We start from the raw sequence: 26,614 nt of genomic DNA on the forward strand, positions 1-26,614 counted from the left end.
TCGTAAGGGGAAATACAGCGAATGGCGCGCACTCGTAGTCGCAGACGTGAGCTAAAATCCGAGATCAATATCGTCCCCTTGCTGGACGTGTTGCTGGTGTTGTTGCTGATATTTATGGCAACAGCCCCGATTATCACGCAAAGCGTAGAAGTCGATTTACCTGATTCGGTGGATTCAAAAACGGTTTCCACCACTGATAACCCACCAGTTATTGTAGAAGTTTCTGGGGTAGGGCAGTACAACATGGTTGTTAATCAGGAACGTTTGGAATTGTTACCTGAACAGCAAATCATTGCTGAGGCTAAAACCTTGATGAATACCAATCCGAAGACAGTTTTCTTGATTGGCGGCTCTAAGGAAGTTCCTTATGATGAAATTATCAAGGCACTCAATATGCTTCGTCAGGCAGGTGTAAAATCGGTGGGTTTAATGACTCAGCCTATCGGAGCCTGATTGCGGCTGTCACTTAAAGTTTCTGGATGTCGAGCGTGGGAAAGACAAGCGAGCAAAATAATAGGTTGAATCGCGCCATTATCATTTCGGTAATATTGCACATTATCCTGATAGGATTTCTGATTTGGGGATCTTTGGTGCAAAAAACGGAAATGGGGGGCGGTGGAGATAATGGCACTATCATTGATGCTGTTATGGTCGATCCGAATGCTGTAGTTCAGCAATATAACCAGAAGCAACAGCAGCAGGCCAATGCGAAGTTAGCTGAGCAACAGCGGAAGAAAAAGGCTGAACAACAGGCCGCTGAATTGCGGGCAAAGCAGGCGGAAGAGCAGGAACGCTTGAAAGTGGCTGAAGAAGAACGCATCAAAGCACAGCAAGCGGCTGAAACTCAGAAAAAACAATCTGAGGCTGCTGCCGCTAAGTCACGTGAAGAGCAGAAGCAAGCAGAAGAAGCTGCTGCAAAAGCGTTGGCAGAAAAAGAAAGAATTCTGAAAGAACAGGCTGAAGCTCAACAGAAAGCAGAAGCTCAGGCGAAGAAAGAGGCTGAAGAGGCCGTAAAACGTAAAGCGGCCGCTGAGGCAAAAGCTAAAGCAGAAGCAGAGGCCAAGGCAAAAGCAGCGGCAGAAGCCAAAGTAAAAGCCGAGGCGGAAGCTAAGGCAAAGTCTGATGCCGAAGCTAAAGCAAAAGCAGAAGCGAAGGCTAAAGCCAAAGCTAAGGCGGAAGCTGCGAAACAGGCTCAGTCCGTTGATGATTTGTTAGGTGGGTTGACATCGAATGCACCCAAGCAGGGTGGGGCAACAGCGGCAGGAAAAGGCGGCGGTAAGAAAAGTGGTCCTTCCGATTCAGATATCAGTAGTTACAAGGGGCAGATTCGGTCTGCGATAGAGAAGCAATTCATTGATGCGAACTTGTATATCGGACGTAACTGTGAGTTAAAAATAAAGCTGGCCTCAGATGGATTGCTGATTGATATTAAAGCGGTATCAGGTGATCCTGCTTTATGTCGAGCAGCACTTGCCGCAGCTCATTTGGTTAAAAAAATGCCGTCTCCACCAAGTAAGGAGATTTATGAGCATTTCAGGGATTTCACACTAGACTTTAAGCCACAATAAGATAAATATTTGGTATAGAAGCCTTATTTTCTAGATGAACCTTCGAATAATTTATATGAACAAACAAAATTATTAGATTTTATTTAGGTATCTAGTTTTGTTTGTTGGCGTTTGTTAGAATCCGGCGGATTATTGCGGGCAGATAAGAGATCGCGATAAGGGAGAGATGATGAAGCAAATTTTTAATCAGATGTTTAAGCAGAATTTAAAAATAATACTGGGCTTTCTGATGATGTGGGCAGCGCTGGCTCATGCAGAAGTTCGCATTGAAATTACACAAGGCGTTGATTCTGCCCGTCCAATTGGGGTTGTCCCATTTAAATGGACTGGTGAAGGCAATGCTCCAGAGGATATTGGTTCAATTATTGCGGCAGACCTGCGCAATAGCGGGAAATTCAATCCCATTGATCCAACCCGTATGCCACAACAACCGACTACTGCATCAGAAGTAACACCTGCTGCATGGACTGCTCTTGGAATCGACTCAGTAATTGTTGGGCGCATTCAACCAAGTGCAGATGGTAAATTTCTTGTTTCTTATCAGTTGGTTGATGCTGCTGGTACACCAGGAGCAGTGCTGGCACAAGAGCAATTCTCAATAGAGAAAAAGTGGTTGCGCTATGCAGCACATGCAGCAAGTGATCAGGTGTTTGAAAAACTGACGGGTATTAAAGGTGCATTTCGTACACGTATAGCTTATGTCGTCAAAAATACCAGTGGGGGTAAATATCCTTATGAGCTGCGTGTTTCTGATTATGACGGTTATAACCAATTTACCGTGCATCGTTCACCTGAACCATTGATGTCTCCGGCATGGTCACCAGATGCATCTAAACTTGCTTATGTGACTTTTGAAAGTGGTCGTTCTGCACTGGTTGTTCAGACACTGGCAACAAGTGCAGTGAGACAGATAGCGTCGTTCCCTCGCCATAACGGAGCGCCCGCATTTTCTCCCGATGGGACTAAACTTGCCTTTGCGCTATCGAAAACAGGCAGTTTGAATCTTAATGTGATGGATTTAGCCTCTGGTCAAATCCGTCAAGTCACTGATGGCCGCAGTAATAACACTGAGCCAAGCTGGATGCCCGATAGCCAAACACTGGTCTATACCTCAGATCAGGGCGGTCGTCCGCAGTTGTACAAAATCGATATTAATGGCGGTGCTCCACAACGCCTGACTTGGGAAGGATCACAAAACCAAGATGCAGATGTTAGCCCTGACGGTAGTTTTATCGTAATGGTTAGCTCGGCAAATGGCAGTCAGCATATCGCCAAACAAGATCTGGCAACGGGATCTGTCCAAATTTTGACGGATACGTTCCTGGATGAAACGCCGAGTATCGCACCTAATGGCACTATGGTGATTTATAGCTCCACTCAAGGGTGGGGAACTGTATTGCAGCTAGTTTCGACTGATGGGCGTTTCAAAGCGCGTCTTCCGGCCACCGATGGACAGGTAAAATCCCCTGCCTGGTCGCCGTATCTGTGATGCATAATAAAATAAGATGTATGGCAAACTATAAAAGGATCAAAGAGATGCAACTGAACAAAGTGCTAAAAGGGCTGATGTTAGCTTTACCAATCATGGCCGTAGCAGCGTGTACTACTAACAAGAATGGTAACAATGATCAGTCTGGTGTAGGCACTGTTGATAATTCTTCTAAAGCGGGTCTGTCTGCTGAAGAATTAGCACGTCAGCAGATGCAAGAGCTGCAAAACAACAACATCGTATACTTCGGTTTCGATAAGTATGATATTAACAGCGAATTTGCTCAGATGCTGGATGCACACGCTGCATTCCTGCGTACTAACCCATCTGTTAAAGTAACTATCGAAGGTCATGCGGACGAACGTGGTACTCCAGAGTACAACATCGCTCTGGGTGAGCGTCGTGCAAATGCAGTGAAAATGTACCTGCAAGGCAAAGGCGTTTCTGCTGACCAGCTCGCTATCGTTTCTTACGGTAAAGAAAAACCAGCTGTACTTGGCCATGACGAAGCAGCATACGCGAAAAACCGTCGCGCTGTAATCGTATACTAAGAGTAATGCATGAACAGTAACTTCAGACGTTATGTGTTGGGTCTGTCGTTATTGGTTGGCGTAGCGGCCCCTTGGGCCGCTACTGCCCGAGCGCCAATCAGTAATGTCGGCTCAGGCTCCACCGATGAGCGCCTCTCCCAATTAGAGCGTATTTCTGACGCTCACAGTCAATTATTAACTCAACTCCAGCAACAGCTTTCTGACTCTCAACGTGATATCGATACACTCCGTGGTCAAATTCAGGAGAATCAGTATCAATTAAATCAGGTTATTGAGCGCCAGAAAGATATTTATCAGCAGTTGGATAAAATCACTAATCCATCAAGCGCAGAGAGTTCTGAAAGCGCTGATGCTGCTTCTTCAGCACAAACTGGGGATAAACAATCCGCTGCACCGGCTAGGACGGGAAATGAAAAGGGAGACTACGATGCTGCCGTTTCTTTGGCAATTAACACCAAAGAATATGATAAGGCGATTGCAGCATTTCAAAATTTCGTCAAATCCTATCCTAAGTCTAAATATCTGTCGAATACCAACTATTGGTTAGGGCAGTTGAATTACAACAAAGGCAAAAAAGACGACGCGGCTTATTACTTTGCTACTGTTGTGAAAGACTTTCCCAAGTCACAAAAAAGTAGTGACTCTCTGTACAAAATTGGTTTGATAATGCAGGAAAAAGGACAAAAAGATAAGGCTAAAGCAGTTTATCAGCAGGTAGTTAAGCAATATTCTGGAAGTAGTGCGGCAAAAATGGCTGAGAAAAAACTTTCTGGAATGTAATAATTATCCCCGAAAGGTCATATATCGGTCTTTTCGGGGATAATTGATTGATTAGTGATCGCTTGATCGGGTTTTCTAAAATAAACGTTGCACCAATCTGAGAAATCAGTAATATAAGCCGCCGTTGGCAGGGATAACTGCCAAACAGATTTAAATGGGTCGTTAGCTCAGTCGGTAGAGCAGTTGACTTTTAATCAATTGGTCGCAGGTTCGAATCCTGCACGACCCACCATTTAAATCCTCGCTTTAAGCATATCCTCAGATGGGTCGTTAGCTCAGTCGGTAGAGCAGTTGACTTTTAATCAATTGGTCGCAGGTTCGAATCCTGCACGACCCACCATCTAAATCTTCACTTTAAGCATCATCCTTAGATGAACCTAGTTCAGTCGTAGAACATTGATTTTTACTCTCGTCTAACTCTTCTGACAGTATCACTTTTAACATATTGCTCATTTTCTTTTATTTCATAAATTTCGGCTTCTATTATCCTGTTAGATGGAATTCTATGTAATGCCACCTATTCTTGTTGTTCCTGTCAATTTGACTGTACAGTTGCATAAATGCGTCTAATCCCTTCGTAAATATTTCTTGTTCATTTCGTGAATCCAGCCGATAAACAAATATAGGAGAATGGTCCGCTCATCTTTAAATCACCATTTTTCTGACAGATAATTTTTTAAGGATAGATTTTTAAGGATAGGTTTTTAAGGATAGTTTTGTTAAGGGAAATCAGTAAGTCGTATCATATATCTCAATATCGCTATCATTAACAGGTCTGATGTGATTATGTAGAAAAACAAAGCGTTTCAGCTAATGCGAATTGTTGAACTTTATTGATAAATTCGTTATCTTGTTTAGCATGCAAAACATAAAAAGGCAAAATAGCTAATTTATCTCGTAATTTAACGTTTGTTGTATGGATATACTAAACATTACTTATGGTAAGGATAATAAAGCATGGGTTTTTTAAGCATTAAAAACACGTTAGTACATATTCCGTTAGGGGCAGGTGGTTATGATCTTTCATATATTGAAGCAATTGGCACGATAGCGGGATTATTATGTATCTGGCTCGCTAGCCAAGAAAAAATCATTAATTACCTATTTGGGTTAATTAATGTCTCACTATTTGCCATAATCTTTTTTCAAATCCACCTCTACGCTAGCCTGATCCTACAAATCTTTTTCTTTGCTGCTAATGTTTATGGCTGGTATGCCTGGAGTCGAGTGGATGATCAAAAACAAGCAGAGCTTAAAATTCGCTGGCTTAATCCCAAACAGATGATCATGGTTGCTGCGGTTTCTATATTTGCCATATTGGTTATGACATTTAATATCGATCAAATCTTTGGCTATATGGCAAAAATTGTGGTTCTTGCCTTACAGGCTATGGGCGCAAATATCATCATGGAACAATTGCCGCCAGATGATTTCCCATTCTGGGATTCCGTGATGACGATATTATCGATAGTGGCAATGATATTGATGACCCGTAAGCATGTGGAAAACTGGCTGATATGGATCATTATCAATGTTATCAGTATCGTAATTTACTATCAGCAAGGCGTCTTGGCGATGTCGCTACAGTATATTATTCTGACAGGTATTGCGCTGAATGGTGCTCGCTTGTGGATTAAAGCGGCTAAACATCAGGAACCACCGCTAGAAGAAAATATAAATTAAAACTCATAACAGGCCATAGGCAATAAATCTGCTTATGGCCTGTTATGTTTCCATTTATCTGAATTAACATCATTTTTACGTTTAATAGCGTTTTTTATAAAGAATGCATCTTCTTTTTATTCACAAATATTATTTACAGCACAGCGCCTAGCAGTTAGATTGAGATCACAAAATTACTTCAAATAACTGTAAACACATTAGGTGAAAGGACAATGAATTACCAGAATGACGATATAAGAATAAGAAAAATAACGGAATTATTACCACCAGTGGCATTACTTGAAAAATTTCCTGCGACAGTAGAAAGTGCTATTACTGTTCGTAAGGCACGTGAATCTATTCACAATATTTTAATTGGTGAAGATGATCGTTTATTGGTAGTAATTGGCCCATGTTCAATTCATGATCCACAAGCGGCATTGGAATATGCAGGGCGCCTGAATAAATTACGTGAAGAATTGAAAGATGATTTAGAAATTGTCATGCGGGTTTATTTTGAAAAACCCCGCACAACGGTAGGCTGGAAAGGCTTGATTAATGATCCAAGTATGGATTGTAGTTTTAATATCAACAATGGATTACGCCTTGCCCGTCAGCTGCTGCTCGATATTAATAACACAGGGCTGCCTGCTGCGGGTGAATTCCTCGATATGATTACGCCTCAGTATTTGGGAGATCTTATGAGCTGGGGTGCGATAGGCGCACGTACAACGGAATCTCAGGTTCACCGTGAACTGGCATCAGGGCTTTCTTGTCCGGTAGGTTTCAAAAATGGTACAGATGGCACGATCAAAGTTTCCATTGATGCTATCAATTCAGCCAGTTCGCCACACTGCTTCCTGTCTGTTACCAAATGGGGTCACTCAGCTATTGTTAATACGACAGGTAACCAAGATTGCCATATTATTCTGCGCGGTGGTAAAGAGCCTAATTATAGTGACAAGCATGTCAGCGCCGTTAAGGAAGGTCTGGAGAAATCAGGATTATCGCCCCGCGTGATGATTGATTTCAGCCATGCAAACAGCGCGAAGCAATTCAAAAGACAAATGGTTGTAGGTGCTGATGTTTGTGGCCAGATTGCTGGCGGCGAGAATGCTATCATTGGTGTCATGGTTGAAAGCCATCTGGTCGAAGGGAGCCAAAATCTGGAGAGTGACAAACCTTTGGTTTATGGACAGAGTGTGACAGATGCTTGTATCGGCTGGGAGGATACAGAAACATTACTGCGTCAATTATCTCAGGCTATCAGGGATCGCAGAAGCTAACTTTTAGAATAAATAACCAATAAAAAACCAATAAAAAAGCCGGGATAACTTCCGGCTTTTTAACATTATTTTGCTTGAATCCTTAAAGGATTACTTTGCTTTACCTTGGTTTGCTACCGCAGCCGCTTTTGCAGCGATTTCATCAGCATTACCCAGATAATAGTGCTTGATAGGCTTCATGTTTTCATCAAACTCATAAACCAGTGGCACAGCCGTTGGGATATTCAGTTCAAGAATTTCATCTTCACCCATATTATCCAGATATTTAACCAATGCGCGCAGAGAGTTACCATGAGCCGCGATGATGACTTTCTCACCTTTTTCGACGCGAGGCTTGATAACTTCTTCCCAATAAGGAATCACACGCTCAATAGTGGTTGCAAGACTTTCTGTTACTGGAAGTTCTTCTGCTTTCAGATTCGCGTAGCGAGGATCATGACCAGGGTAACGCTCATCGTCTTTGGTCAAATCAGGAGGAGTAATAGCGAAGCCACGACGCCATAATTTAACTTGGTCATCACCGTACTTAGCGGCGGTTTCTGCTTTATCCAGTCCTTGCAGTGCACCGTAGTGACGCTCATTCAGTTTCCAGCTTTTTTCAACCGGCAGCCATTGCTGATCGACTTGGTCCAGGATATTCCACAAAGTGTGAATGGCACGTTTTAAAACGGAAGTGTAGGCGAAATCAAAAGCGAAGCCTTCTTGTTTCAGCAATTGACCCGCTTGTTGTGCTTCAGAGCGGCCTTTATCAGACAGTTCAACGTCAGTCCAGCCAGTAAAACGGTTCTCTTTGTTCCACTCACTTTCTCCGTGCCTTACAAGAACCAGTTTAGTTACAGCCATAGCTTAAACTCCTATCAGTACTTTTTAATACGAAATGAAATGATCGCAGCGGGCATTATATGGCGCGATAGACCGATACGGCAAACAATAGTCTTGCAACTCTTGTTTTAAATCATACCTGCCAATTTTATTGGATAAGTAAAAAACAGCAGATGCATTAGATTAAGTGAAACATGGAACGCAACAGCCACCCATAAGCGGCCACTCCACATCCACGTTAGGCCATAGATCAATCCTGCCAATGTAGCGAAAACCACCAGCAGAGCACCACCAGCAAAATGTGCAGCACCAAATAGCAGAGAAGTAATGACAAGAGCCAGATATGGATTCATCCATTGACTCAGTCTTTGCTGAATATAGCCACGGAACAGAGCTTCTTCAGCTAAAGAAACAAAGAAAATATTGGCAAAGACAAAAGCAGGAAACCAACTAGGTAAATGGAGCTCAACGGATAATCCGCCCAACGCTGTCGCAAGACCTAATAATGCTGGAATGGTAGCAATGAGTAATGCCCATCCGTGCGCAGGGGCATTGACTATAGGTTTTCGGATGAACAAAGTAGGTAAGCAGCATAACAAGATAAACGGCAGTAGCGCTTTATCAAAGTTGAAATACATTGAAAAAGGTGCGCTTAGTGAGCCGACCTGTACTTTATCCAGATATTTGAGATTATCGAAACCAGGAACATAATGCATGAACAGAAGGATGCCAGAGATCAGCAGTAATGATTCTGTCATAATTCTGGAAATTGCATATTTTTTACAATATGTATGCTTTCTGCAATAAATGTGCGCCATACCTAAAATGCTAATCACTGCCAGCGTGATTACTGCGGGGTAGGTGAGTATGTTAGCGCTGATTCCGGCAATGATAGCGAAGAGTGCAATGAGAAAAGCAATTTTCTGGCGACGTTCCAAAAATGCTAATGAAACGGCAAGTAATGCCCAAGCCATATAATTCCCTGTTACCTTTAAAAAAAATTAAACTAACTAAAAATAGGCAGCGATTTTATAGTAATGGTTAAAAAATTCAAAAATAATAATAAAAAACATTCTAAAAATCGTGTTTTGTTTCATAGGGATTGAATTTAGGTGGAGAAATGACCTGTGATCCCTCCCTATCAAGAAAGGAATCACAGCAACAGATTAGAAAATAAAGCAATTACAGAGATTATCGGGAGATACTCTCAGTCTGATACTGATAAATATCACCATCAGGGATAAATTTTAGTCGATGGGTAATGCATGTCGGTGCATCTTCCTGATGGTGAGAAACGAACAACAGTTGTGTATCACCATTGGAAATCATGATATCAATGAAGCGCAGGACTAACTGACGATTGAGGGGATCAAGCCCTTGTAAGGGTTCATCCAGAATTAATAAAGCAGGGTGTTTCACTAAGGCACGGGCGATCAAAACGAGTCGTTGCTGACCCCATGACAAGCTATGAAATGGACTCATTGCCGTTGCTCCAGATAATCCTAATAAATCCAGCCACTCATCAGCCAACTGTTGCTGTCGCTCTGAAACCGCCTGATAAAGCCCTATTGAATCGAAGAATCCTGAAAGAATGACATTTCTGACACTGGTACTGACACGATATTCGAGATGAATACCATTACTGACATAACCAATATGGCGTTTAATGTCCCAGATTGTTTCACCGCTGCCTCGTTGCCGACCAAACAAGACTAACTCATTACTGTAACCCTGGGGATGATCACCTGTAATCAGACTGAGGAGTGTCGATTTACCTGCACCATTCTCACCAATGATCTGCCAATGCTCACGGGGATTCACTTGCCAGCTCAAATCGTGGAGGATCGGCTTGTCATTATACTGAACAATGACATTACGCATCGACACCAAAGGTTGATCAGATGGAAGCTCTTCATCAACACGATATTCATCTTTTTCGGGGAGATGCGTGTTTTTCAGCTCTTCACTGTGCGCCAATTGTGCGACAAGAGATTCAGCCAGAATGTCCGCTTTTTCTCCGGACAAAACCAGATGACAATCCGCCAGCACACCGATTTTCTCGATAAAATCCGGAATTTCATGGAATCGGTTTAAAATCAAAACCAAGGTAATGCCTTTTGCAGCCAACGCTTCCAATAATTGGGAAAGTTGCTCTTGAGCATAAGCATCCAGTCCGTCAAATGGCTCATCAAGGATCAACAGATCGGGATCTGCCATCAATACCTGACAGAGTAAGACCTTACGGACTTCTCCGGTAGAAAGATATTTGAAACGACGGGAAAGCAAATCCTTAATACCAAAATACTCGGTTAATTCAAGGCATAGCTCATTGTCTTTATGATGACGTTGAATGATATCTGCGGCGGTACGTCCGGTGTCTTCTTCGTCTTCACTGAGTAAATCCGTATTATTACGTTGCCACTCTTCATCGGTAAGTTTTTGTAGTTGTTCTAAAGAGAGGCGCATTGGTGTATGAAATGAACAAGAGCGTTCTCCTGCCAATTGAATTAATTCATTTGACAGGGCGCGAGCCAATGAAGATTTTCCACTGCCATTTGCGCCAACAAAAGCCCAATTTTCCCCGGAAATAATGTTCAGTGACGGTATCCGTAGAGTACGGGTGTCACTTAAACGGAAACTACCTTGCGTTATATGCAATTCAGACATTTTTCTTCCTTATTTAAGCAACATCAACTAAATAATAACCAGAAATAAGCGGAATAATACTCAATGTCAATGCGTATTCGTCTGTTAAACAATTAACACAGTGTGGCAATAATCACTTTATCTGCATTGAACAGTGCAGTGACAAAATTATGGGGTTGAAGTTTCAGGCGTTCTGCTTCTTGATTTGGTAAGGTAACGCAGAGTGATTCTTTACCATCAAGTGTCAGGATAATTTCGCTGTATTCGGTTCCCGTTTCAATCTGGCTAATCTGACCAGACAGGACATTATCAAACGAATTGGAAGGAATATAATCTTTGGTTAACGTTATCCACGGAGCCTTAATCAGCAGAAGAACTTCTTTTCCTTTCTCAAGATCCAGTTTATTCGCGCTTTGTTCCGTGAGAGCGGCATAGATGGATGTTTTACCATCTGCCAGCAGGACACGAACGTGTTGTTGGATATTTTCATGATTGCGTTCAATGATTGTACCGAAAAATTGATTTCGGGCGCTGGTTTGTAATGAAAAGCGGGATATAGCGGCAAGCAGGCTATTCAAGGGCAGAGAATCTTCTTTCAGGACGTCAAATGCTTTTTGTTGAATTTTTACGAGAAGCTCATAAAGCTGCAACAGTCGTTCGCCATAATGGGTTAGCTGGGCACCGCCACCACCTTTTCCTCCTGTAGTACGTTCTACTAACATCTCATCTGCGAGTTGATTCATTTCATTAATCGCATCCCAGGCGCTTTTATAGCTGATCCCTGCCTGCTTTGCTCCCTGACTGATAGAACCCGTGATTTTAACCTGCTTAAGCAACTCAATGCGCCGGGGATCAGCGAAAAGACGTTGCTGTAATTTGAGTGTTAACAATATTTCGGCTTGCATAGTGATTCATTTCAGGCAAATATTTGAGAGTTTTTATAAGATAACCGTAAGAATCGCACGTTTCGACGGTTAGCGTTACTTTTTATTGTCTAGAATAGCGGGATTAGTGTCTGTGTTATGCCAGATATGACACAGTGAGTTTATTAGTTACTCAGGATATGAGGTTGGCATGTTTGAATTGCTTAGAAGTATGGGATTTGCGCTGATCATGGTCCCCGTGGTGATGGCCACTATTTTGGCGCTAATTTACGGGCTTGGCGGATTGTTCAACGTTATTTCCACAACAGGAAATACCGAACGATAGTCGTATACATCTAATTTCCATTACCTAATTTCCATTACCCGGTTATCCGGGTAATTTTCGCTTTCTGTTATCCCTTCCTAATCGCTATTTCCATTCTCTCGAATGTAACCCAGAAGCAAAACTAACATAAAAGCTAAAACTAGCTCACAACTTGCCGATTAATCTCAGAATAGTATTTTCATTTAACGTTGTATCTTGTTATATACGACGCACTATATTGGACGCACTATATTGATAGTCTTAGGTGAAATCTAAAATGAAAAAGAAAATTCATCCGCTGCTGATAGGTGCTGTAGTCTCTTTGGCGTTTGTTGGCAACGTTTGGGCGGAAGATAAAGTCACCGTTTTTGCTGCGGCTTCATTGACTAACGCACTGGACGATATTGCAGCTCAATATAAAAAAGAAAAACAGGGGAATATCGTTACCTCTTACGCGTCATCTTCGAAACTGGCTCGCCAGATAGAACAGGGAGCGCCTGCGGATATCTTTATTTCTGCCGATCAACAATGGATGAATTATGTCGCGGATAAGCAACTGATTGCTGAAAATACCCGCCATACCTTATTGGGTAACCAACTTGTCCTGATTGCTCCCCAAAAGAGTCAACTGGACAAGGTTGATATTAATCGGGAAACAAAATGGAAATCTTTGCTGGCGGGAGGACGTTTAGCGGTTGGTGATCCTGATCATGTGCCAGTTGGCATCTATGCCAAGGAATCGCTGCAAAATCTAAATGCATGGGATACGGTGAGTCCGTTGATGGCTCGCGCTAACAATGTGCGCAGTGGTATGGCGCTGGTGGAACGGGCAGAAGTTCCGCTGGGGATTGTCTACGGCTCTGATGCAGTTGCCAGCAAAAAAGTAAAAGTCGTGGGGGGTTTTCCGCCAGAGAGTCATAAACCGGTGGAATATCCAGTAGCAATAATCAAAGGTCATGAAAAACAGGCGGTTCGCGATTTTTATGATTATCTCAAAACTCCTGAAGCCGCTGCAATTTTCAAGCGTTACGGTTTCATACCCATTGGATTTCAAGATGCAGGAGCCTCTCATTAATTCCCGGGAGCATAGAGAACTATGTGACCGGGGTGAGCGAGCGCAGCCAACAAAGCTGCAACTTGAAAGACGACAGGCATAGTCCACTGTAGGAACTGATCTTTTGGATATATTAAGTGAATACGAATGGCAGGCTATTTTATTGAGCTTACAAATCTCAGGAATTGCGGTGTTATTCAGTTTGCCATTCGGGATCTTAATGGCATGGATGCTGGCTCGTTGTCAGTTTTTCGGGAAATCTTTGCTTGATAGCATTATCCATCTGCCACTGGTTTTACCGCCGGTGGTGGTGGGTTATCTGTTACTTATCAGCATGGGACGTCGGGGAGTCATTGGTGAATTTCTTTATGATTGGTTTGGTATCAGCTTCGCATTTAATTGGACGGGCGCGGCATTGGCTTCGGCTGTAGTGGCATTTCCGCTGATGGTCAGGGCTATTCGATTGTCACTGGAAAACATAGATCGACGTTTGGAACAGGCTGCCCGTACATTGGGGGCAAGTTCGCTTAAAGTCTTTTTTACCATCACGTTGCCATTGTCATTACCGGGGATCATCGTGGGAGCGGTGTTGGCATTTGCCCGATCTCTGGGCGAATTTGGTGCAACCATCACTTTTGTTTCGAATATTCCGGGAGAAACCCGAACTATTCCCCTTGCCATGTACACATTGCTAGAGACGCCGGGAGCTGAAACAGCCGCCGCGCGTTTGTGCATAATTGCTATTATGCTGGCGCTGATTTCATTGATGCTTTCCGAATGGTTGGCGCGTTGGGGCAAAAAACGTCTGGGGGCAGCATGTTAGAACTGGATTTTGAGCAGCGATTGGGTGAGCTGCACATGCAGATTGATACCACTTTGCCAACAGAAAGTATCACTGCCATATTTGGGCTTTCAGGTGCAGGAAAAACCTCACTGATCAACGTCATTGCCGGATTGACTCGTCCCCAAAAAGGCCGGATTGCTTTAAATGACCGAATCTTAGTGGATGTGGAACAGAAAATCTTTTTGCCACCGGAAAAGCGCCGGATTGGTTATGTTTTTCAGGATGCCCGCCTTTTCCCGCATTATCGCGTCAAAGGTAATTTGCAATACGGTATGGCACCAGAGATGAAACCTCAGTTTGAGAATATCATTGGCCTATTGGGTATTGAGCACTTGTTGTCACGTTTTCCCGTCACATTATCTGGTGGAGAAAAACAGCGGGTAGCGATTGGCCGGGCACTATTGACTGCCCCTGAAATCCTGCTGATGGATGAGCCGCTTGCATCATTGGACTTACCCCGTAAGCGCGAATTATTGCCTTATCTCGAAAAATTGTCTGAAGACGTTAAAATTCCGATTTTGTATGTCAGCCATAGTTTGGATGAAATTTTGCGCTTGGCAGATAACGTAATTGTCATGGATAAGGGTAAAGTCAGGGCAACAGGGACATTGGAAGACGTTTGGTCGAGTAGCGCCTTGCGTCCGTGGCTACAAAAAGAGAGTCTCAGTAGCATATTGAGCGTTTCTGTCATGGAACACCATCCGCGTTATCAAATGACTGCGGTGGCGGCGGCTGATAAACCCCTTTGGATACCCCGAATTGATGCGGCCCCGGGAACTGACTTACGTATCCGTATTGATGCCTCGGATGTTTCCTTAGTTTTGGAACCCCCAAGAACCAGCAGCATTCGTAATACCTTGCAAGTAAAAGTCATTGAGTTTTTTGAGGACAATGGTCAGGTTGATGTCAAACTGGCGCTGAGTGAACATATCTTATGGGCGAGAATTACGCTTTGGGCACAGGAAGAGCTTAATTTGCGGGTAGGGCAATGGCTGTATGCACAAATTAAGAGTGTTTCGCTGAATCGTCATCTCTCTCAATAGATTTAAAATTACAGCGAACAAAGCCGCAACTTGAAAGACGATAGGCAGAACGAATGGGAACATATTCAGGGAGCGACCGCTGAAAATTTTGCGGTTGCTTTGCGCTCCCATTGATATCGGACGCAGCGATTAAAGCACGTATTTTCGAATAATTTCAGCGATGCCGGGTTGGGTATTATCCCGAGTGACAATATCTGCCCGCTCTTTAGCCGCATCGACACCATTGCCCATGGCAACACTCAGCCCCGCAGCTTCCAGCATACTGAGGTCGTTATGATTATCACCAAAGGCAATAACATCCTTCATGCTCATTCCTTGAGATTCAACCCATTGCTGCAAACGCATACCTTTGCTATTCCCTTTTTTAGCGATATCCACTTGATCAAACCATGACCACTCACACTCAAGGCCAAGGTTTTCTTCAATTTTTTCGCTTATCTCACGTAGCTGTACTAAATTGGGTGAATTGGTGGCAAATTTCCAAATGAAATCCACGGCGTGAATTGCATCCTGAAACTTACTGATTTGATTGACATTAGGACGCTGATGCTCAGGCAATGAATCAGACCATGCAAGAGTTCGGGCTACAGTATGCGGATGCTCATATAAAATGGCATCATCAACATACATGACGTGCTGAATTTCTGTGCCTTGCAGATAAGAAAGCGCCTGAATAGCTTCTTGGATGGAGAGAGGATCAGAAGCCAACACTTTCTTGGCAGGATAATCATACGAATAAGTCCCATTGCAGCAAATCGCAGGGGTATCAAGTTGCAGAACTTGATAGAAAGGATGGATGGAGACATGATGTCGGCCAGTAACAATCAAAATCTTGATACCGGATTGGCGGGCTTCATTCAGGACAGCCAGCGATTCAGGAAGAATACGCTTTTGTGGATCGAGCAGTGTCCCGTCTAGATCCAGTGCAATGACGCGATATGACATGGTTGGCCTCTAGGTTATCTGTGATGTAGACAGATATTATACGTTAGTAAAAAATAGTTAAACTTTCATGTCAACATTTTAACAGAGCAGAATTTTCTAAAATCATTACAGATCAATGAAATAGTGATGAAGTCTTAAGGAGAGAAAATGAAACAGGTGGTTTATACAGCCAGCCCGAATAGCCGTCAGATCCACGTCTGGTCGCTCAATATTGTTGGTGAGCTTTCACTCATCCAGACAGTAAATGTGCCGGGCGAAGTGCAACCAATGGTGATAAATCCTGATGGCAGACACTTATATGTTGGGGTCCGCCCTCAATTCAGCATCGTGAGTTATGCCATTGGAGAAGATGGGTGTCTTGAACAGCAGGCTATTTACCCATTGCCGGGAAGTCCTACCCATATATCAACAGACAGAGCAGGGCGTTTTTTATTTTCTGCTTCTTACAGCTTCAATAATCTAAGTGTTCATCCTATTGATGAAAATGGTATCGCCGGAGCGCCGGTTCAAATTGTGGAAGGTCTGCAAGCTCCGCATTCTGCCAATATCGATCGGGATAATCGTCAATTACTGATTCCATGCTTGAAAGAAGATCACATTCGTATTTTCAATTTGGATGAACAGGGTTATCTGACCGAAAGCCGGGCTGATGAAATCACGACGGTAGCAGGAGCAGGCCCGAGACATATGGCATTCCATCCGGAAAAACAGGCGATTTACTGCATTAATGAGTTGGATTCAACGGTTGATGTTCTGCGTAAGTGGGAAAAATACCGTATCGTACAATCTGTTGATTCACTACCAGCGGATTTTTCCAGTACTCGTTGGTCGGCAGATATTCACATAACACCGGATGGCCGTCATCTTTATACGAGTGAGCGTTCAGAGAGCCTGATCAGCCACTTCCTCGTATCAGAAGAGGGTTATCACCTAACATTAGCGGGGCATTACGCGACAGAAACTCAACCCCGTGGTTTTGCCATTGATCATAGCGGCAGCTTCCTGATTGCATCAGGGCAGAAATCGGATCATATTTCAGTATCCCGTATTGACAAATATTCAGGGAAACTAACCCAACTGGCGCGTTATCCAGTTGGTAAAGCCCCAATGTGGGTTACGGTATTGGCACTGTAAACCTGAGCCGCGCTGTGTCGGGCGCGGCATATATTTTTTACGATGAAAAAGATAAAAATGAAGCATAAATTGTGATCTATCAACCCAGCCACATAATTAACTATATGACTGGGTAGTTGATTCTTTACTACAGTGTTGCAATTTAAAGATTGTTGAGTATTAAATGAAAAATGTACTGATATCAGATGAAATTAAAAGTACCTACCCCGGAAACAGCAATCGGATGTGTGACTATAATATTGTTCTGATACGTGGAAACCAAATCTCCTATATAAATATTTCCTCTGAAAAGACGCAGAATTACATTTTTAGGATTTATAAAAATCTGGAAGCTCAGTGGCGTGTTGATAATGGTTTGTGTATGTCTGACTATTCCACTAAGATGGATATTATTAAAGTTAAGTATAGGGAGGTTATATCCACCGTAAACATAGCCATTAAAACTGGTTCTTCTCCCCGTATGAGGTTCATGGCCAATTATTGTAGAATAAGATAATACCTGGATAAAAGGATAACTGCCTTGTTGATAGTATGTGTGGATGTTAAAATATCCACTAATATATTCTGTTTGTTTCAATGGTGGTATGATTAATGAATCTGGTTGTGGGTTTTCTGAGAAAAGCTGAGCCAGTTCAGGTTTTTCTTTTACAAGAGTTTCATAATGTGCAATTTCTTGATCATATCTGTTTTTAGATATTTCAAATAGAGATTGTACTTCTTCTTTAGAAGGTGCCATTAAGTCTTCATTATTCATAATATATTCCTATTTGTTTGAATGAGTATGGATTTCGCAAGAAATATATCAGGAAATTAATTTTAAAGTGATATGAAGTGCCTGTAATTGTTAATTAATGTTTATCAGTGATTGATTTTTTAGAATGTCTTTGTGTTCTTTTATTTTTTATCAGTAATTGAGTTTTTAAGTATTTTTATCATTGAGTTTATTATGATAACTTTATTCTAAATCATATAAATAAGAATTTATAATAGCAATACACTTCACTCATAAAGACGCCTTACTCCTCATGGCGCGAGGAGTAAGGAAGTGATCTAACATTTTGAATATTTTTCTCTCTTTTAATGAAACTGCTTGTATCATAAAAAAGAACCTGTTCCGAAAAACTCAATAGGCATAGGTGCACGAAAATTATGTTGATATATAGAAACTAAATCACCTAAGTAAAGGTTTCCTTCCAAAAGCCGCAGAGTAACATTTTCCGGGTTAATGAATAATTCTATATTCAGCGTAACACCTATAATTGAACCTATGTTCTGTACTGTTCCCGCGAGAAAAAGGTTTTCAAAATGAACTTCAGGCATATCATATCCGCCTTGGATATAACCATTAAAATAAGTTGGCTGACCAACATTTGGTTCATATCCAATCATAACAGGATTAGCTGTTATCTGAATGAAAGGATAAGCCCCATTCTGGCGATATGTATTAATATTAAAATAACCACTAATATATTCTAACATACCATTTCCATAGCCACACAATGAAGCTACTTTTGGGTCCTTCACAAATAGATGTGCTAATTCAGGTTTTTCTTTTGAAACAGTTTCATAGTGGGATTTTTGTTTTTCATGCATTTTATTCGATAATTCAAATGCAGTTTGCATATCTTCTTTACTGGGTAAAGGTAGTTCTTTTTTATTCATGATTATTTCCTTCTTTAATGTTAATTATACTTCTGTTTTAATTTTTTCTGAATATATCATAAAATCCTTTTAAAAAGTGATTTAAAGTTCTTATCAGATGATAATTAATATTTATCAGTGTTTTTTGATGTAATTGTTTATGGTTGGTATTTTTAATATAGAGATTTTTTTATAAAATGACAGTCAGCATTAATAAGATGCTGACTGTCATTATTTAATTTATTGCACCAACAATCGCATTTGTTAGTTTTGATAGCTGCTCAGGCTGAATAATATAAGGTGGCATCAAATAAATTAGCCGACCAAATGGTCTGATCCAGACACCATGTTGGACAAAATGACGCTGTAATTCAGCAACATTAACCGGTTGTTTCATTTCTACAACACCGATAGCGCCCAATACCCGAACATCCGCGACGGTATTGTGTGACTTGAGAGGAAGTAACTCCGCTTTTAACTGAGTTTCAATTGAGTGAATACGTTGTTGCCACGGGCTATCAGAAAGCAATTTCAGGCTGGCACTGGCTACGGCACAAGCGAGTGGATTTCCCATAAAAGTCGGGCCGTGCATAAAACAGCCAGCTTCTCCCTGACTGATTATTTCAGCGACATGACGGGTAGTCAGCGTTGCTGATAACGTCATATAACCCCCCGTCACCGCTTTACCTAAGCACAAAATATCCGGTTCAATTTGTGCCTGTTCACAGGCAAATAATTTGCCGGTTCTCCCGAATCCGGTCGCTATCTCATCTGCAATCAGCAGGATTTGATATTCATCACAGAGCTGGCGAACCTGACGCAAATACTCCGGATGATAAATCCGCATTCCACCCGCGCCCTGCACAATCGGCTCCAGAACCACGGCTGCGATTTCATCATGATATTGCAACAATAATCGTTTGAAAGAATTGATATCCTCCGGTTGCCATTTATCATCAAACTGGCATTGAGGGGCATCAGCAAACAAATGGTTAGGGAGATAGCCGTTATACAGGCTATGCATAGAATTGTCTGGGTCACAGACAGACATGGCTCCAAATGTGTCGCCATGATAGCCATGACGTAATGTCAGAAAACGTTGACGCTTTTCCCCTCTGGCCTGCCAGTATTGCAACGCCATTTTTAGGGCAACTTCTACAGCAACAGAACCGGAATCCGCCAAAAAGACGCACTCCAGCGAATCAGGTGTCATTGTAACTAATTGCTTACATAGTTCTACCGCAGGAGGATGGGTTATACCGCCAAACATGACATGAGACATTTTGTCGATTTGGGATTTAGCCGCTTCATTGAGAGTCGGATGGTTATAACCGTGAATGGCTGCCCACCATGAAGACATGCCATCAATCAGTTTACGGCCATCTGATAAAACCAGCTCTACGCCTGCTGCTGATATAACGGGATAGGCAGGGAGTGGCTTCGTCATTGATGTATAGGGATGCCAAATATGGCGCAGGTCAAATTCAATATCTGAAGGGTTCATAATAACTTTGTTGTAAACCTTTTTGTGTTCGTTTTGGTTGACATGATAGCGGCGTTATTTAAACTGACAACATTTTTCACATTGGAGATGTTATTGTGAGCGAGCGCCAACAATGGACTATCAAGCAGGCACAAGACCTGTTTGATAAGCCTTTTTTTGAATTATTATTTCAGGCACAGCAGATACACCGTGAACATTTTGATCCACAGCAAGTCCAAGTCAGTACACTGCTTTCGATAAAAACCGGTGCTTGCCCGGAAGATTGCAAATATTGTCCACAAAGTTCCCGTTATAAAACTGGCTTGGAAAAAGAGCGGTTGATGGAAGTGGAACAGGTCATCGAATCAGCGCATAAGGCGAAGAATGCTGGCTCAACTCGTTTCTGTATGGGAGCAGCCTGGAAGAACCCACATGAACGTGATATGCCGTATTTGGAGAAGATGGTAAAGGAAGTCAAAGAACTGGGAATGGAAACCTGCATGACGCTGGGAATGTTGAATCAATCTCAGGCAGCGCGTTTGGCAAAGGCGGGTCTGGATTACTACAACCATAACTTGGACACCTCACCAGAATTTTACGGCAATATCATCACCACTCGTAGCTATCAGGATCGGCTGGATACGTTGGATAATGTTCGGGATGCAGGGATTAAAGTTTGCTCTGGTGGGATCGTCGGATTAGGCGAGCAAATTCGCGACCGTGCAGCACTATTGGTACAACTGGCGAATTTATCGAAGCCGCCGGAAAGTGTGCCGATCAATATGTTAGTAAAAGTAAAAGGAACACCACTGGAAGATAATGAGGATGTCGATCCTTTTGACTTTATTCGCACCATTGCCGTAGCGCGGATCATGATGCCAAAATCCCATGTCCGCTTATCTGCGGGACGTGAGCAGATGAATGAGCAGACTCAAGCCATGTGCTTTATGGCAGGTGCCAACTCCATTTTCTATGGCTGTAAATTACTGACCACACCAAATCCAGACGAAGATAAAGACTTACAGCTATTTCGTCGCTTGGGTATCAATCCTCAACAGACAAAGACGGCATTCGGTGATAATCAACAGCAGCAGCACCTGACCGAAGCCATTATTCATCATGCTGATAACGAACAATTTTATAACGCGGCAATATGATGGGCTGGTCAGATTCTCTCTCCCGACGTTTGGCCGAACGTCGGGGAACTTCGCTATGGCGTAACAGGCAAGTCCATCAGGGTTCTGATGGGCGTTTATTGTACACTTCAGAGGGTCAATACCTAAATTTTTCCGGCAACGACTATCTTGGATTGAGTCAGCATCCTGAGATTATTGCGACATGGCAGCAAGGTGCTGAGCAATATGGTGTGGGCAGTGGAGGTTCGGGGCATGTTACGGGTTACACAACGGCACACTATGTACTGGAACAGCAATTGGCTGAATGGTTGGGATATTCTCGTGCTTTACTGTTCATTTCTGGTTATGCGGCGAATCAAGGCGTCATTGCAGCGTTGATGGAAAGAGAGGATCGCATCATTGCTGATCGCCTCAGCCATGCTTCGCTGATGGAAGCTGCCATGTATTCTCCCGCCCAGCTTCGGCGTTTTCTGCATAACGATATGGACTCCTTGCGGCAACACTTGCTAAAAAAGTGCTCAGGTAAAACGTTGGTGATAACGGAAGGTGTTTTTAGCATGGATGGCGATTGTGCGCCGCTTGAATATGTTGCGCAACAGGCAAAAAACACAGAAAGCTGGCTGATGGTGGATGATGCCCACGGCATCGGAATTATTGGTGATGAAGGACGTGGTAGTTGTTGGGCACAAAATATCAAACCGGAGATTCTGGTTGTCACTTTTGGTAAAGCGTTTGGATTGAGCGGAGCGGCGGTTTTGTGTGATGAGCCTACCGCAGAATATCTACTGCAATACGCCCGACACCTGATTTACAGCACCTCAATGCCACCGGCTCAGGCCGTTGCACTTTCTGAAGCTGTACGACAAATCAGGGCTGGGGATGAGTTGCGTAACGCATTGCGAAACAATATTCGCTATTTTCGCCATGAAGCGCGGCACCTGCCTTTTAAACTCATGGATTCAGAAACGGCTATTCAGCCGTTAATTGTTGGTGATAATGAACGTTGTATTGCGTTATCCCATACACTCAGGCAGAAAAAAGTGTGGGTCAAAGCAATACTCCCGCCGACTGTTCCCCCTGACAGTGCCCGTTTGCGCATTACACTGACCGCAAGTCACACACGACAAGATATTGATGTATTACTGGAGGCACTGCATGGAACTGGCTGTTAAATCCGTGGATAAACAAGCAATTGCTGGTGCCTTTGGTCGTGCTGCTTCCAGATATGACACTATAGCTAAATTGCAACAGCAAACCGGCGAGTACTTGATGGAACTGGCACAGGCAGAAAATATCGGTATACGGGTATTGGATGCGGGATGCGGGACAGGTTTTTTTAGCTCTCGCTGGAAACAACAGGGTAAACAAGTCATCGCCCTCGATTTGTCTGCCGGTATGCTGAGCCATGCTCAGGGACAGCAAGTTGCTGACTATTATCTGCAAGGGGATATTGAACATTTGGGATTGGCCGATAGCAGCGTCGATATCTGTTTCAGCAATCTGACGGTGCAATGGTGTAATGATTTGTCCGGTACATTAAACGAGTTTTATCGCGTCACCCGTCCCGGTGGTCTTATTGTTTTCTCTACACTTGCTCAGGGTTCACTGCATGAGCTGGAAACAGCATGGGAGCGTGTAGATGATTATCGGCACATTAATCAATTTCTGCCGTTGAAAGTGATTAAACAAGCGTGTGAGCCTTATCGGCATCAGGTCATGAGCCGACAATATTGTCAACATTATCCGCAACTTCTTCCTTTACTGAACTCTCTTAAAGGAATAGGAGCGACTCACCTTCATCACGGTCGTCGGCAGGGTTTGATGACCAGAAAACGTCTGAACTTACTTGCTGAAGCATATCCACGTAATAACGGAAATTACCCATTAAGCTATCAAATTATTTTTGGAGTTATTTATTGTGACAAATAAATATTTTCTGACTGGAACCGATACTGAAGTAGGTAAAACGGTTGTCAGTTGTGCTTTGCTGCAAGCGGCGAATAAAAAAGGATATCAGACTGCGGGTTATAAACCAGTGGCATCGGGTAGCGAAATGACAGCGGAAGGGATTCGCAATAGTGATGCACTCGCCTTACAGCGTAATAGTGTGGTGCCATTGACTTATCAGGAAGTGAATCCATTGGTATTTATTGAGCCTACATCGCCTCATATTGTGAGCGCGGAACTGAATCAGCCGATTGATTTTTCAGTATTATCACAGGGGTTAGCTGTATTGGCAGAAAAATCTGACTGGATTTTAGTTGAGGGCGCGGGAGGCTGGTATACGCCATTGTCGGAAAATACCACTTTTGCTGACTGGGTTATTCAGGAAAACTTACCTGTGATTTTGACAGTAGGCGTTAAATTAGGTTGTATTAACCATGCAATATTAACGGCAAAAGCTATTCAACATGCGGGATTGAAATTGGTGGGCTGGGTGGCTAATGAAATTGAGCCAGCGGGTAAACGTCAGACCGCGTATCTGGAGACATTGGTGCGCATGATCCCGGCACCTTTACTGGGCATTATTCCCCATTTAAGCGAGATGTACATTAATAATAACATTGGGGAATATATAAACATTGATTCATTGGTTAACTAATTGTTTACTTTGAGTTAGCTAAAATAACGGAATGAAATGGCTGTTGAATCATTCTTTTTCTGCAAAAAATGGCTCTTTTCAACAATTATTGAGCTGTTTTTAAACAATAAATAATGTGAATTAATCCCAAAACGGGATAAAAATATTCTGCTATCGAAAAAATTCATGAACGAGGATAACTCCGCAACTTCCCATATCTAATAGGGTTTGTTGAGTTATCCACTATTACTGTGGATAACCTTGTGCATTAGTTTTAGAAAAGTATCCCCACGCAAGATAACACGCGGCTTGCGCAAGATTTGCTGTTATTCTCTCCTTGAATATTTTATTTATTTGAATCAACGCGTTAAATAAAAGCAATCTCTTTCCATATCCCTCTGCCATTCGGTGCTTTATCATTTCAGTAGCTAATACAAAAATCGGAAAAAGCAAGTGCATTATCTGGGGATAAAAATAGTCATTAATAATGTTAACAAAAAGTTAATGTCACTGTGCGGTCGGTCATGCTGGCTCTCTATTATTTATTCAGGTCTTCCTTTAGATATTCCTTTGAGTACCTCTTTAGCTTCCGTGAAAAGAAAAACAAGATTAATTTTGCCAGCTTCACTTGAAGCTGTTTTTTTATCCAGTATCATTAAAGAGTTTTGTCAGCGTACAGATAGGCATGGGGAAAATGAACAAAGAAACGAGCAAGGCATTCAAGTTGCACTCTGATTTTGAACCGGCAGGCGATCAGCCATCGGCCATCAGTCAATTACAGGAAGGGCTGGAGGATGGTTTGGCCCATCAAACACTTCTCGGGGTAACGGGTTCAGGTAAAACGTTTACGATAGCCAATGTTATCGCAAACTTGAACCGTCCTACTATGGTTCTTGCTCCCAATAAAACATTGGCGGCACAGCTTTATAGCGAAATGAAAGAGTTTTTCCCTGAGAATGCGGTGGAATATTTCGTTTCTTACTATGATTACTACCAACCAGAAGCCTATGTGCCCAGTTCTGATACTTTTATCGAAAAAGATGCGTCGGTGAATGAACATATCGAACAAATGCGTTTGTCGGCAACAAAAGCATTGTTAGAACGTCGTGATGTTGTCGTGGTCGCTTCCGTTTCCGCGATTTATGGCTTGGGTGATCCCGATAGCTATCTGAAAATGATGCTTCACTTATCTGATGGCATGTTCATTGACCAACGCGCTATCTTGCGTCGTCTGGCTGAGTTGCAATATAGCCGCAATGATCAGGCTTTTCAGCGTGGCACATTCCGGGTACGTGGTGAAGTCATTGATATTTTCCCCGCAGAATCAAATGAACATGCGTTGCGTGTTGAGTTGTTTGATGACGAAGTAGAACGCCTTTCCCTGTTTGATCCGCTGACAGGTCAGGTTCAGTTTAATGTACCGCGTTATACCATCTATCCTAAAACTCACTATGTTACACCGCGTGAACGTATTCTTCAGGCGATGGAAGAGATCAAAGTTGAATTGGAGCAACGACGCAAGATATTGTTGGCGTCAGATAAATTGTTGGAAGAACAACGCATCAGCCAGCGAACACAATTCGATCTCGAAATGATGAATGAGTTGGGTTATTGCTCAGGTATTGAGAACTACTCCCGTTACCTGTCCGGGCGTACTGAGGGTGAACCACCTCCAACACTATTTGACTACCTTCCGGCAGATGGATTATTGGTGGTAGACGAATCCCATGTGACTATTCCACAGATTGGCGGTATGTACCGTGGCGACCGTTCCCGCAAAGAAACGCTGGTGGAATACGGTTTTCGTCTGCCATCAGCGTTGGACAATCGGCCATTGCGCTTTGAGGAGTTCGAGGCGTTGGCACCACAGACGATCTATGTTTCAGCAACCCCCGGTCGCTATGAGTTGGAAAAGTCCGGTGATGAAATCGTTGAACAGGTTGTGCGTCCGACGGGGCTGATTGATCCAGAAATTGAAGTTCGTCCTGTTGCGACTCAAGTTGATGATCTGCTGTCTGAGATCCGTATCCGTGCAGCGAAAAATGAGCGTGTGCTGGTAACCACTTTAACCAAGCGGATGGCGGAAGACTTGACGGAATATTTGGAGGAGCATGGTGAGCGGGTGCGTTATCTCCATTCCGATATTGATACTGTTGAACGTGTGGAAATTATCCGTGATCTGCGTTTAGGTGAGTTTGACGTTCTGGTTGGCATTAACTTGCTGCGCGAGGGCTTGGATATGCCGGAGGTTTCGCTTGTTGCTATTTTAGATGCTGACAAAGAAGGTTTCCTCCGCTCAGAGCGCTCGCTTATCCAGACTATCGGACGAGCGGCGCGTAACCTGCATGGCAAGGCGATTTTGTATGGTGGCAGGATTACGGATTCTATGGCAAAAGCCATCGGGGAAACCGAGCGCCGTCGAGCCAAACAGCAGGCATTTAACGAAGAACACGGTATCGTGCCGAAAGGCTTGAATAAGAAAATTGGCGATATCCTGAAAATTGGTCAACCGGTCAATGGAAAAGGAAAAAATAAAGGGAAAAGTAACGTTGACTTGGATATGGATGATTACCGTAAGCTGTCAGCGAAAGAGCTGGAGAATAAAATCCGTGAACTGGAAGATAAAATGTACCAGCATGCACGGGATCTTGAATTTGAGCAGGCGGCTAACATCCGTGATCAGGTACAGGCATTGCGGGCGCAATTTATTGCTAATTCCTGAGTAGGATAAACGCCAGATAGAGAGTGAATATAGGGAGTA

The 26,614-nt window shown here is 43.0% G+C and carries 26 protein-coding genes and 2 tRNA genes; 20 read left to right on the plus strand and 8 right to left on the minus strand.

Annotated elements, in window-relative coordinates:
• The first annotated feature begins 21 nt into the window (after window positions 1-21).
• The 9 genes from tolR to aroG all read left to right on the plus strand — a co-directional run bounded on the left by tolR (window position 22) and on the right by aroG (window position 7,336).
• Window positions 22-453, plus strand: a complete 432-nt coding sequence (tolR, locus tag FE394_RS00330; protein ID WP_319924418.1) for a colicin uptake protein TolR — start codon at window positions 22-24, stop codon at window positions 451-453.
• Window positions 454-488: 35 nt separating this feature from the next.
• A complete protein-coding gene (tolA, locus tag FE394_RS00335; RefSeq protein ID WP_319924419.1) occupies window positions 489-1,568 on the plus strand; it encodes a cell envelope integrity protein TolA in 1,080 nt (359 codons plus the stop codon).
• 190 nt (window positions 1,569-1,758) lie between these two features.
• The gene (gene tolB, locus FE394_RS00340) at window positions 1,759-3,057 is read left to right on the plus strand and encodes a Tol-Pal system beta propeller repeat protein TolB (RefSeq protein ID WP_319924500.1); all 1,299 of its coding nucleotides are present in this window, start codon (window positions 1,759-1,761) and stop codon (window positions 3,055-3,057) included.
• Window positions 3,058-3,104: 47 nt separating this feature from the next.
• Window positions 3,105-3,608 (plus strand): peptidoglycan-associated lipoprotein Pal, encoded by a 504-nt coding sequence (pal, locus tag FE394_RS00345; RefSeq protein WP_319924420.1) that lies wholly within the window; start codon window positions 3,105-3,107, stop codon window positions 3,606-3,608.
• Between the two features lie 9 nt (window positions 3,609-3,617).
• Window positions 3,618-4,388 (plus strand): cell division protein CpoB, encoded by a 771-nt coding sequence (gene cpoB, locus FE394_RS00350; protein WP_319924421.1) that lies wholly within the window; start codon window positions 3,618-3,620, stop codon window positions 4,386-4,388.
• A gap of 156 nt (window positions 4,389-4,544) precedes the next feature.
• Window positions 4,545-4,620 (plus strand) — tRNA-Lys (locus FE394_RS00355).
• 32 nt (window positions 4,621-4,652) lie between these two features.
• Window positions 4,653-4,728 (plus strand) — tRNA-Lys (locus FE394_RS00360).
• Window positions 4,729-5,345: 617 nt separating this feature from the next.
• Complete coding sequence (gene pnuC, locus FE394_RS00365) at window positions 5,346-6,071, plus strand: nicotinamide riboside transporter PnuC (RefSeq protein WP_319924422.1); 726 nt, start codon at window positions 5,346-5,348, stop codon at window positions 6,069-6,071.
• 212 nt (window positions 6,072-6,283) lie between these two features.
• Entirely contained in the window at window positions 6,284-7,336 is a 1,053-nt protein-coding gene (gene aroG, locus FE394_RS00370; protein ID WP_319924423.1) for a 3-deoxy-7-phosphoheptulonate synthase AroG, read from the plus strand.
• A gap of 90 nt (window positions 7,337-7,426) precedes the next feature.
• On the opposite strand, the gene gpmA is transcribed toward aroG, so the two are convergent.
• The 4 genes from gpmA to modE all read right to left on the minus strand — a co-directional run bounded on the left by gpmA (window position 7,427) and on the right by modE (window position 11,709).
• Window positions 7,427-8,179, minus strand: a complete 753-nt coding sequence (gene gpmA, locus FE394_RS00375; protein WP_319924424.1) for a 2,3-diphosphoglycerate-dependent phosphoglycerate mutase — start codon at window positions 8,177-8,179, stop codon at window positions 7,427-7,429.
• Window positions 8,180-8,286: 107 nt separating this feature from the next.
• Window positions 8,287-9,132: a CPBP family intramembrane glutamic endopeptidase gene (locus FE394_RS00380; RefSeq protein WP_319924425.1), complete on the minus strand. Its 846-nt coding sequence runs from the start codon at window positions 9,130-9,132 to the stop codon at window positions 8,287-8,289.
• Between the two features lie 217 nt (window positions 9,133-9,349).
• On the minus strand, window positions 9,350-10,825 hold the full coding sequence (gene modF / locus FE394_RS00385) for a molybdate ABC transporter ATP-binding protein ModF (RefSeq protein WP_319924426.1): 1,476 nt from the start codon (window positions 10,823-10,825) through the stop codon (window positions 9,350-9,352).
• 92 nt (window positions 10,826-10,917) lie between these two features.
• Entirely contained in the window at window positions 10,918-11,709 is a 792-nt protein-coding gene (gene modE, locus FE394_RS00390; protein ID WP_319924427.1) for a molybdenum-dependent transcriptional regulator, read from the minus strand.
• 169 nt (window positions 11,710-11,878) lie between these two features.
• On the opposite strand from modE, the gene FE394_RS00395 reads away from it, so the two are divergent.
• From FE394_RS00395 to modC, 4 genes are all read left to right on the plus strand, one after another.
• Window positions 11,879-12,013 (plus strand): AcrZ family multidrug efflux pump-associated protein, encoded by a 135-nt coding sequence (locus FE394_RS00395; protein ID WP_319924428.1) that lies wholly within the window; start codon window positions 11,879-11,881, stop codon window positions 12,011-12,013.
• A gap of 256 nt (window positions 12,014-12,269) precedes the next feature.
• A complete protein-coding gene (gene modA / locus FE394_RS00400; RefSeq protein WP_319924429.1) occupies window positions 12,270-13,067 on the plus strand; it encodes a molybdate ABC transporter substrate-binding protein in 798 nt (265 codons plus the stop codon).
• Between the two features lie 109 nt (window positions 13,068-13,176).
• A complete protein-coding gene (modB, locus tag FE394_RS00405) occupies window positions 13,177-13,869 on the plus strand; it encodes a molybdate ABC transporter permease subunit (RefSeq protein WP_319924501.1) in 693 nt (230 codons plus the stop codon).
• Complete coding sequence (gene modC, locus FE394_RS00410; protein ID WP_319924430.1) at window positions 13,863-14,933, plus strand: molybdenum ABC transporter ATP-binding protein ModC; 1,071 nt, start codon at window positions 13,863-13,865, stop codon at window positions 14,931-14,933. Before modB ends, modC begins: the two co-directional genes overlap by 7 nt.
• 129 nt (window positions 14,934-15,062) lie before the next feature.
• On the opposite strand, the gene FE394_RS00415 is transcribed toward modC, so the two are convergent.
• Window positions 15,063-15,878, minus strand: a complete 816-nt coding sequence (locus FE394_RS00415; RefSeq protein WP_319924431.1) for a pyridoxal phosphatase — start codon at window positions 15,876-15,878, stop codon at window positions 15,063-15,065.
• 147 nt (window positions 15,879-16,025) lie between these two features.
• Here FE394_RS00415 and pgl point away from each other — a divergent pair, with 147 nt between their 5' ends.
• Window positions 16,026-17,012: a 6-phosphogluconolactonase gene (pgl, locus tag FE394_RS00420; protein WP_319924432.1), complete on the plus strand. Its 987-nt coding sequence runs from the start codon at window positions 16,026-16,028 to the stop codon at window positions 17,010-17,012.
• Between the two features lie 181 nt (window positions 17,013-17,193).
• On the opposite strand, the gene FE394_RS00425 is transcribed toward pgl, so the two are convergent.
• The 3 genes from FE394_RS00425 to bioA form a co-directional block, all read right to left on the minus strand.
• Window positions 17,194-17,766, minus strand: coding sequence for a hypothetical protein (locus FE394_RS00425; protein ID WP_319924433.1), 573 nt, complete (start codon window positions 17,764-17,766; stop codon window positions 17,194-17,196).
• Window positions 17,767-18,107: 341 nt separating this feature from the next.
• Complete coding sequence (locus FE394_RS00430) at window positions 18,108-18,674, minus strand: hypothetical protein (RefSeq protein WP_319924434.1); 567 nt, start codon at window positions 18,672-18,674, stop codon at window positions 18,108-18,110.
• 214 nt (window positions 18,675-18,888) lie between these two features.
• Window positions 18,889-20,157: an adenosylmethionine--8-amino-7-oxononanoate transaminase gene (bioA, locus tag FE394_RS00435; RefSeq protein ID WP_319924435.1), complete on the minus strand. Its 1,269-nt coding sequence runs from the start codon at window positions 20,155-20,157 to the stop codon at window positions 18,889-18,891.
• Window positions 20,158-20,252: 95 nt separating this feature from the next.
• Between bioA and bioB the strand changes: the two genes are divergently transcribed.
• The 6 genes from bioB (at window position 20,253) to uvrB (ending at window position 26,575) form a co-directional block, all read left to right on the plus strand.
• Window positions 20,253-21,293: a biotin synthase BioB gene (gene bioB / locus FE394_RS00440; protein WP_319924436.1), complete on the plus strand. Its 1,041-nt coding sequence runs from the start codon at window positions 20,253-20,255 to the stop codon at window positions 21,291-21,293.
• On the plus strand, window positions 21,293-22,444 hold the full coding sequence (gene bioF / locus FE394_RS00445) for an 8-amino-7-oxononanoate synthase (RefSeq protein WP_319924502.1): 1,152 nt from the start codon (window positions 21,293-21,295) through the stop codon (window positions 22,442-22,444). The genes bioB and bioF overlap by 1 nt, the downstream gene beginning before the upstream one ends.
• Window positions 22,428-23,201 carry a malonyl-ACP O-methyltransferase BioC gene (gene bioC, locus FE394_RS00450; protein ID WP_319924437.1) on the plus strand — a complete coding sequence of 258 codons (774 nt, stop codon included), beginning with the start codon at window positions 22,428-22,430 and terminating at the stop codon, window positions 23,199-23,201. The genes bioF and bioC overlap by 17 nt, the downstream gene beginning before the upstream one ends.
• Complete coding sequence (bioD, locus tag FE394_RS00455; protein ID WP_319924438.1) at window positions 23,191-23,874, plus strand: dethiobiotin synthase; 684 nt, start codon at window positions 23,191-23,193, stop codon at window positions 23,872-23,874. The genes bioC and bioD overlap by 11 nt, the downstream gene beginning before the upstream one ends.
• 432 nt (window positions 23,875-24,306) lie before the next feature.
• A complete protein-coding gene (locus FE394_RS00460; RefSeq protein WP_319924439.1) occupies window positions 24,307-24,588 on the plus strand; it encodes a hypothetical protein in 282 nt (93 codons plus the stop codon).
• Window positions 24,548-26,575, plus strand: coding sequence for an excinuclease ABC subunit UvrB (uvrB, locus tag FE394_RS00465; protein WP_319924440.1), 2,028 nt, complete (start codon window positions 24,548-24,550; stop codon window positions 26,573-26,575). Before FE394_RS00460 ends, uvrB begins: the two co-directional genes overlap by 41 nt.
• Window positions 26,576-26,614: the final 39 nt, after the last annotated feature.

Source organism: Xenorhabdus littoralis, assembly GCF_033949345.1.
Taxonomy (GTDB): Bacteria; Pseudomonadota; Gammaproteobacteria; order Enterobacterales; family Enterobacteriaceae; genus Xenorhabdus; species Xenorhabdus littoralis.